Consider the following 3,440-nt stretch of genomic DNA (forward strand, 5'->3'; position numbering starts at 1 on the left):
CCCGCCCGACGACCCGCCCGGCGCCCGCCCGACGACCCGCCCCCGCCGGATGTGGCGATCAGTGCAGCGAGCGCCCGCGTGCGTGATCGCCACATCCCAGGAGGGGGCGGAGCCGGTTGGCCGAGATGTGGCGATCAGCGAAGGGGGCGCCCGCGTGCGTGATCGCCACATCCCGGACGGGCGGGGGTGGGCGCGGCGGGACGGGTGGCGCGCCCGTCAGCGGTGGCGGGCGAGCCAGGCGAGGGTGCGGGCGGACTGGGCGAGGCGGGCCCGGGCGGTCCAGGCAGACTCCCCCACCGGTCGAGTGGCGCGGGCGACCGGCACCGAGGTGACCGGCAGCCGGGCCGCGCCCAGGGCCGCGACCACCGACGGCGCCGACCCCGTGTGGACGGCGGCCAGCACGGCGTCGCGACCGCGGGCGTCGACCGCGACGAAGGCCCCCGCGTCGGGCGGCAGCCCGGTGAGCGCGGTGACGACCCGGCGGTGCAGGCCGCCGGTGAGCAACCGGCCGCGCGACTCATAGGCACCGCGTCGGCCAGCGAAGACGGCCGCATGCGGACCGAGACCGGCGAGCAGCAGCGGGACGGCCTCGGGCGGGTCCTGCAGGTCGGCGTCGAGGAGGACCCAGGCGTCGGCGTCGGGCTCGTCGGCGAGGCCGCGGGCCAGCGCGCGGTGCTGGCCGACGTTGGTGTCGAGGACCGTGACGGCGCAGTCGAGCCCGGCCGCGACCGCGGCGCTGTCGTCGGGCGAGGCGTCGACGACGAGCCGCACCCGGCAGCCGGGCACCGCGGCGTGCAGCCGGGCGACCAGCGTGGGCAGGGTCGCGGCGTTGCCGTAGACGGGGCAGATCGCGACCGGCTTGGTGATCATCTCGCGTCGTCGCCCGCGTGGTCGGCCACCCACGTGCGGCGCAACCCCTCGGCGAGGTCGACCGTCGGCTCCCAACCGAGCACCGTGCGGGCGCGGGTCGGGTCGCAGACCCAGTCGCCGGTGTCCCACTCGCGGCCGGGGTGGGCGCCGACGTCGACCGCGACCGGGCGCCCGGTGACCCGCGCGGCCAGCTCGGCCAGCTCCTCGTTGGCGGTCTGGGTGCCGGTGCCGACGTTGACGACCCCGTCGACGTCACGGGTCGCCGCGCGCACGCAGGCGTCGACGACGTCACCGATCCACACCCAGTCGCGGCGCGCGCCCGGCGCGGTCAGCGGCAGCACATCCCCTGACGCGGCGGCCCGCAGCACGGTCGGCACGAGCCGCCCCGCGTGGTCGCCCGGGCCGTAGACCTGGAACGCCCGCAGCACCACCGACCGGATCCCGCGCTCGGCGGCCGTGGCCTGCAGCAGCAGCGACCCGGCGGCCTTGGTGGCGCCGAAGAACCCGCGCGGCTGCACCGCCGCGTCCTCGGTGAGCGGGACTGCGGCCGCGGCGTACTCCGTCGACGACCCGAGCCTGACCACCGCCGCGCAGCTGTCCGGCAGCGCCTCGACCAGCCAGCCCGCCGACGACGCGTTGACCGCAGCGGTCGTCGCCCGCTCGTCCGGGGTCGCCTTGCCCCTCGCGGCGTGCAGGACCAGGGCGACGTCGCAGGAGGTACGTCGTACGACGTGCTCGAGAGCGAGCCGGTCCGACAGGTCGGCGTCGCGGCGGGTGAGCGCGACCACGTCCCAGCCGTCGGCGCGCAGCCGGTCGACGAGGTGGCGGCCGACGAAGCCGCCGGCGCCCGTGACGAGCGCGCGGGTCATGCCGGGACGAGCACCCGGTCGAGGCGCTGGCACAGATCGGCACGGTCGCGCGCGACGTCGAGGCCGGTGCGGGCGCGCATCGCGGCCGCCTCAGCACGGATCGCGGCGACGGCGGGCGCGAGGTCGACCCCGCGGCTGTCGGCGGGGGTGCCGGCGCCCGTGTCGGCGAGGAAGGCGCGGCGCAGGAAGGTGAAGCCCGCGTCGAGGCGGGCCAGCTCGGCCTGCAGCAGCCGGGTCGGGACGGGGTGGCCGCCGCCGGGGACGGTGACGCCCGCGACACCGAAGGGCGCGGTGACTGCGGAGCGCACGGCCTCGACGGTGCCGTCGACGAGCGGGGCGAACAGCTCGGTGGAGCCGCGGTCGATGCGGAGGTCGTTGAGCCCGACGTAGAGGCGCGACAGCGGCCGGGCGGCGAGCTCGGCGGCGCAGCGGACCGCGGCCTGCGTCTCGACGAGGATGCCGAGGCCGACCCGGCCTGCGACGAGGTCGAGCACCCGGTCGACCTCCTCGGGGGTGCGGACCATCGGCAGCAGCAGCTCGTCGGTGCCACGCGCGACGGCCTCGTCGACCTCGGCTGCGGTCCACGGGCCGTAGCCGTTGATGCGCGTCAGCACCCGACCGTCGGTCGCGGCACGGACCACGGAAAGGTCGGCGGGCGTGTCGGCGTTGATCTGGGTGTCGTGGCCCTGCTGGCGGCGGGCCTTGCCGCGCCGCTCCCAGTCGAGGATGACCCCATCGGCGCCGGCGCGCACGAGGTCGCGGGCGAGAGCCGGCCGGGCGGTGAAGACGAAGAGCTGCACGCGAGCCAGGTTAGGGCATCCTCACCTAACCAGGCGGGCCGCCCCCAGCTCGCCGGTCCAGCGTCGCGCGAGGTCGTGCTCGACACCGAGGACGTCGAGCACGCGGTGAGGGCGGCGAGCAAGGCGAAGGGGAGCGCGAAGACCGAGTGCTCGATGACGACGAGGCGCAGGAACGCGCGGACCCGGCCCGAGCGGGCGACCTCGTCGGCGAGGCCGGCGGCGGCGTGCGGCGCGGTCATGCCCCGGCCGGCCCCTCGACAGGTCCGTCGCCCGGGTCCTCACCGGTGCGGCCGTCGGCGAGCTCGCAGAGCAGGTCGAGGTGGCCGAGGTGGCGTGCGGTCTCCTCGACGAGGTGCAGGTAGACCCAGCGCAGCGACCGGTCGCCTCGGGTCGAGAGCGCGTCCAGCGGAAGGTCGGCGATCGCCGCGTCGCAGCGCGCGCACTCGGCGCGGTAGGCGTCGAGCAGGTCGGCCAGCGCGACGTCGTCGGGGACGTGCAGCTCGCCGTCCGGGTCGGCCTCGGTCCAGTCGAAGGACAGGCCCTGCTCGCCGACCATGACGTCGCGCCACCAGGAGCGCTCGACGTTCTCGAGGTGGCGGACGATGCCGTGGACCGTCAGCCCGCTCGGCGTCGCGACGGCGCGGGCGTCGTCGTTTGACAAGCCGGCGAGCTTCCAGTGGACGAGCTCGCGCTGCCGGTCGAGGTAGGCCTGCAGCGACGCCCGCTCACCACCGTTGCCGGGTGTGGCGATCATCGAGCGATCCCGAGCGCACATGATCGCCACATCTCCGCCGGACGGGGACGCGGGCGCACCGCCGAGCCGCGGAAGTGGCGATCACCCAAGGGGCCTCCGCGTGCATGATCGCCACATCTCGCCGTGTGAGCGGGCGGGGCGGGCGGG

Annotated in this window: 4 protein-coding genes; all 4 read right to left on the minus strand. The window is 76.6% G+C overall.

The genetic code is table 11. The features are described from left to right. Positions 1–216 precede the first annotated feature (216 nt). The gene (locus Q8R60_08525; GenBank protein ID MDP3712515.1) at positions 217–870 is read right to left on the minus strand and encodes a glycosyltransferase; all 654 of its coding nucleotides are present in this window, start codon (positions 868–870) and stop codon (positions 217–219) included. Next, the gene (locus Q8R60_08530) at positions 867–1,739 is read right to left on the minus strand and encodes an NAD-dependent epimerase/dehydratase family protein (GenBank protein ID MDP3712516.1); all 873 of its coding nucleotides are present in this window, start codon (positions 1,737–1,739) and stop codon (positions 867–869) included. Before Q8R60_08530 ends, Q8R60_08525 begins: the two co-directional genes overlap by 4 nt. Further along, positions 1,736–2,539: an aldolase/citrate lyase family protein gene (locus Q8R60_08535; GenBank protein ID MDP3712517.1), complete on the minus strand. Its 804-nt coding sequence runs from the start codon at positions 2,537–2,539 to the stop codon at positions 1,736–1,738. Before Q8R60_08535 ends, Q8R60_08530 begins: the two co-directional genes overlap by 4 nt. 235 nt (positions 2,540–2,774) lie before the next feature. After that, on the minus strand, positions 2,775–3,293 hold the full coding sequence (locus tag Q8R60_08540) for a DinB family protein (protein MDP3712518.1): 519 nt from the start codon (positions 3,291–3,293) through the stop codon (positions 2,775–2,777). Between the last annotated feature and the right edge of the window lie 147 nt (positions 3,294–3,440).

It is taken from the genome of Mycobacteriales bacterium, from assembly GCA_030697205.1.
Classification (GTDB): domain Bacteria; phylum Actinomycetota; class Actinomycetes; order Mycobacteriales; family SCTD01; genus JAUYQP01.